The organism is Burkholderia sp. APQ4-4ca, assembly GCF_057837105.1.
In genome coordinates this window covers 1-4,319 of record NZ_JBYQCG010000070.1, presented here as the reverse complement: position 1 = coordinate 4,319, position 4,319 = coordinate 1, and the positions used below count along the sequence as shown (strand labels likewise).

Sequence of the window (4,319 nt, the reverse complement as noted above, 5' to 3'; positions counted from 1 at the left end):
GAGCTGGCGCACGATGAATGCCGTCTTCAGCGGCAGCTTGGCTGCGGCCAGACGGAACGCTTCGCGTGCCAGTTCTTCGGTTACGCCGTCCATTTCATAGAGCATCTTGCCCGGCTGAATCTCGGCGACGTAGTACTCCGGGTTACCCTTACCGTTACCCATACGCACTTCGGCCGGCTTCTGCGAAATCGGCTTGTCCGGGAAGATCCGGATCCAGATGCGGCCGCCACGCTTGATGTGACGCGTCATTGCACGACGCGCCGCTTCAATCTGACGTGCGGTCAAACGACCGCGACCGATCGCCTTCAGACCGAACTCACCGAACGACACTGCGTTGCCGCGCGTCGCCTTGCCGGTGTTACGACCCTTCTGCTCTTTACGATACTTTCTGCGTTTCGGTTGCAGCATCGTTATTCTCCAGTCTTGCCGTCTTCGGGCTTGCCGGCGCCACGGCGCGGTGCGCCACGACGAGCACCCGGAGCGCCGCCTTCGCCGTCACGGCGCGGACGACGGTCGCCCGGACGCGCATTGCGACGCGGACGCTTGTCTTCGGCTACTTCTTCCACCACCGGTGCGTCGTTGCGGCCGAGCGTATCGCCCTTGTAGACCCACACCTTGACGCCGATGATCCCGTAAGTCGTCTTCGCTTCCGAAGTCGCGTAGTCGATATCGGCACGCAGCGTGTGAAGCGGCACGCGACCTTCGCGATACCACTCCGTACGAGCGATTTCGATACCGTTCAGACGGCCTGCGCTCATGATCTTGATGCCTTGGGCACCCAGACGCATCGCGTTCTGCATCGCACGCTTCATCGCGCGACGGAACATGATCCGGCGCTCGAGCTGTTGCGTGATCGAGTCAGCGATCAGCTGAGCATCGGTTTCCGGCTTGCGGATTTCTTCGATGTTGACGTGAACCGGCACGCCCATGCGGCGTTGCAGTTCCGTCTTCAGCTGTTCGATATCCTCGCCCTTCTTGCCGATGACCACGCCCGGACGCGAGCTGTAAATCGTGATGCGCGCGTTCTTCGCCGGACGCTCGATGACCACCCGACCGACCGAAGCGTTCTTCAGCTTCTTCTTCAGGTATTCACGAACACCGATGTCTTCCTGCAGCATCGCCGCGAAATTGTTGTTGTTCGCGTACCAACGCGAAGCCCAATTGCGGCTGACAGCCAGGCGGAAGCCAGTCGGATGAATTTTCTGTCCCATCGTATGGCTCCTTAATTCCCGACCGTCACAGTGATGTGACAGGATTGCTTCTCGATGCGGTTACCGCGGCCCTTGGCGCGCGCGGTGAAACGCTTGAGCGATGCAGCCTTGTCGACGTAGATGCTCTTGATCTTGAGCTCGTCGATATCAGCGCCTTCGTTGTGCTCCGCATTCGCGATTGCCGACAGCACAACCTTCTTCACGATGCCAGCCGCCTTCTTCGGCGAGAACGTCAGAACGTTCAGCGCCTTGTCGACCGGCAAACCGCGGATCTGGTCAGCCACAAGGCGCGTTTTCTGCGCCGAGATGCGGGCACCGCGATGAATTGCTTTCACTTCCATCTTGATTGCCCCTTATTTCTTGGCCTTCTTGTCGGCTGCGTGACCCTTGAACGTACGGGTCAGTGCGAACTCGCCAAGCTTGTGGCCGACCATGTTTTCCGAGATATACACCGGAACGTGTTGACGGCCGTTGTGAACAGCGATCGTCAGGCCGATGAAATCCGGCAGAATCGTCGAGCGACGCGACCAGGTCTTGATCGGCTTTTTGTCGCGCGAAGCTGCAGCCGCCTCAACTTTCTTCAGCAAATGGGCGTCGCAGAACGGACCTTTTTTAACAGAACGTGCCATTGCCTACTCCTTAACGCTTGTGACGGCGCTGGACGATCATCGTCGTCGTGCGCTTGTTGCTGCGGGTGCGGTAACCCTTAGCCGGCGTACCCCACGGGCTCACCGGGTCGCGACCTGCAGCCGTCTTGCCCTCACCACCACCGTGCGGGTGATCGACCGGGTTCATCGCAACGCCACGCACCGTCGGGCGGATACCGCGCCAGCGGTTCGCGCCAGCCTTGCCGATCTGGCGCAGGCTATGCTCTTCGTTGCCGACTTCACCGATCGTTGCACGGCACTCGATGTGCACGCGTCGGATTTCGCCCGAACGCAGACGAACCTGCGCGTAGACGCCTTCACGTGCCAGCAGCATGGCCGACGTGCCAGCCGAACGCGCCATTTGCGCGCCCTTGCCCGGCAGCATCTCGATGCAGTGGATCGTCGTACCGACCGGAATGTTGCGGATCGGCAGCGTGTTGCCTGCACGGATCGGCGCTTCCGAACCCGACATCAGCTGTTGGCCGACGGTCAGGCCCTTCGGGGCGATGATGTAGCGACGTTCGCCGTCTGCGTAGAGCACCAGCGCGATGTTCGCGCTGCGGTTCGGGTCGTACTCGAGACGTTCGACCTTTGCCGGAATGCCATCCTTCGTGCGACGGAAATCGACGATACGGTAGTGCTGCTTGTGACCACCACCCTTGTGACGCGTGGTGATACGGCCGTTGTTGTTACGACCGGCGGTCGAGCTCTGCGAGTCGAGCAGTGCCGCGAACGGCTTGCCCTGGTGCAGGTTCTTGTTGACCACCTTGACCATCGCGCGGCGACCCGGCGATGTCGGCTTAACTTTAACGATTGCCATGATTACTTGGCCTCCGCTTCAAAGTTGATTTCCTGGCCGGGCTTCAGGCAAACGTACGCCTTCTTCACGTCCTTGCGGCGGCCCATCGAACGGCCGAAGCGCTTTTGCTTGCCCTTCTGAACCAGCACGTTGACCGAATCAACTTCAACCTTGAACAGCAGCTCGACAGCCGCCTTCACTTCCTGCTTCGTGGCATCCGGTGCGACTTCGAACACGACTTGCTCGTTCTTGTCGGCAACCAGCGTCGCCTTTTCCGAGATCACCGGTGCGAGCAGGACCTGCATCAAACGATGATCGTTCTTGCGAATCTCGCTCATGACAGCAACTCCTCGATCTGGGCGACCGCAGCCTTCGTGACCAGCACTTTCTTGAAGTAGATCAGCGACAGCGGGTCAGCGTAGCGCGGCTCGACAATCGCCACGTGCGGCAGGTTGCGCGAAGCCAGGTACAGGTTCTCGTCGACCGTGTCCGTGATGATCAGAACGGAATCGAGACCCATGGTCTTGAATTTGTCGGCCAGCAGCTTGGTCTTCGGCGCTTCGAGGATGATGTCCTCGACGACCGACAGGCGGCCTTCACGGGCCAGCTGCGAGAAGATCGAGCAGAGACCTGCGCGATGCATCTTCTTGTTGACCTTGTGCGAGAAGTTTTCTTCCGGCGAATTCGGGAAGATACGACCACCGCCACGCCACAGCGGGCTCGACGACATACCGGCACGAGCGCGGCCCGTACCCTTCTGGCGCCACGGCTTCTTGGTCGTGTGCTTGACTTGCTCACGGTCCTTCTGTGCGCGGTTACCCTGGCGAGCATTCGCCTGGTATGCGACGACGACCTGGTGGATCAGCGCTTCGTTGTAGTCACGACCGAACACGACGTCCGATGCGTTGACCACTGCACCTTCCTGACCATTTTCGTTCAGGAGCTTGAGTTCCATTATTTCGCCCCCTTGGTCTTGACGGCCGGCGTCACGAAGACCTTGCCGCCCTTCGCGCCCGGAATCGCACCCTTCACGAGCAGCAGCTTGCGCTCTGCGTCGATACGAGCGATTTCGAGGTTCTGCACCGTCACCGTCACGTCACCCATGTGACCCGTCATGCGTTTACCCGGGAAAACACGACCCGGATCCTGCGCCATACCGATCGAGCCCGGCACGTTGTGCGAGCGCGAGTTACCGTGCGTGGCACGGCCGGAGGAGAAGTTGTAACGCTTGATCGTACCGGCGTAGCCCTTACCGATCGACACGCCTTGCACGTCGACCTTCTGGCCCACTTCGAAAAGATCTGCACCGACCACGGCGCCATTCGACAGCTCGGCTGCCTTGGCCGCGTCAATGCGGAATTCCTTGAGGATTTCACCGGCTTCGACACCGGCTTTGGCGAGATGACCTGCCAGCGGCTTCGTCACGCGCGATGCGCGGCGGGAGCCGAATGCAACCTGCACGGCCGTGTAGCCGTCGGTTTCAACAGTCTTGATCTGCGTCACGCGGTTGTCCGACACGTCCAGCACGGTGACGGGAATCGAATCCCCTTCAGCCGTGAAGATACGGGTCATGCCAACCTTGCGACCTACGAGTCCAAGGCTCATCATTTTCTCCATTCCCGACTGCGATTGGTCGGGGCTGATTTACAAAATGCCGGGCAC

The 4,319-nt window shown here is 60.2% G+C and carries 8 protein-coding genes; all 8 read right to left on the bottom strand.

The genetic code is table 11. From position 1 onward, the window contains the following. On the bottom strand, positions 1 to 408 hold a 408-nt coding region (gene rplP / locus AC3IFE_RS05365; RefSeq protein WP_489189807.1), incomplete at its 3' end, for a 50S ribosomal protein L16. Between the two features lie 2 nt (positions 409 to 410). Further along, the gene (gene rpsC, locus AC3IFE_RS05360) at positions 411 to 1,211 is read right to left on the bottom strand and encodes a 30S ribosomal protein S3 (protein WP_006482899.1); all 801 of its coding nucleotides are present in this window, start codon (positions 1,209 to 1,211) and stop codon (positions 411 to 413) included. Positions 1,212 to 1,222: 11 nt separating this feature from the next. Then, the gene (gene rplV, locus AC3IFE_RS05355; RefSeq protein ID WP_004199272.1) at positions 1,223 to 1,552 is read right to left on the bottom strand and encodes a 50S ribosomal protein L22; all 330 of its coding nucleotides are present in this window, start codon (positions 1,550 to 1,552) and stop codon (positions 1,223 to 1,225) included. A 12-nt stretch (positions 1,553 to 1,564) separates the two neighbouring features. Beyond that, the gene (gene rpsS, locus AC3IFE_RS05350) at positions 1,565 to 1,840 is read right to left on the bottom strand and encodes a 30S ribosomal protein S19 (protein WP_004199273.1); all 276 of its coding nucleotides are present in this window, start codon (positions 1,838 to 1,840) and stop codon (positions 1,565 to 1,567) included. 10 nt (positions 1,841 to 1,850) lie between these two features. Further along, positions 1,851 to 2,678: a 50S ribosomal protein L2 gene (rplB, locus tag AC3IFE_RS05345; protein WP_006482900.1), complete on the bottom strand. Its 828-nt coding sequence runs from the start codon at positions 2,676 to 2,678 to the stop codon at positions 1,851 to 1,853. 2 nt (positions 2,679 to 2,680) lie between these two features. Further along, on the bottom strand, positions 2,681 to 2,995 hold the full coding sequence (gene rplW / locus AC3IFE_RS05340; RefSeq protein ID WP_004199275.1) for a 50S ribosomal protein L23: 315 nt from the start codon (positions 2,993 to 2,995) through the stop codon (positions 2,681 to 2,683). After that, positions 2,992 to 3,612: a 50S ribosomal protein L4 gene (gene rplD / locus AC3IFE_RS05335; RefSeq protein WP_006477192.1), complete on the bottom strand. Its 621-nt coding sequence runs from the start codon at positions 3,610 to 3,612 to the stop codon at positions 2,992 to 2,994. The genes rplW and rplD overlap by 4 nt, the downstream gene beginning before the upstream one ends. After that, entirely contained in the window at positions 3,612 to 4,262 is a 651-nt protein-coding gene (gene rplC, locus AC3IFE_RS05330) for a 50S ribosomal protein L3 (protein WP_006482922.1), read from the bottom strand. Before rplC ends, rplD begins: the two co-directional genes overlap by 1 nt. Positions 4,263 to 4,319: the final 57 nt, after the last annotated feature.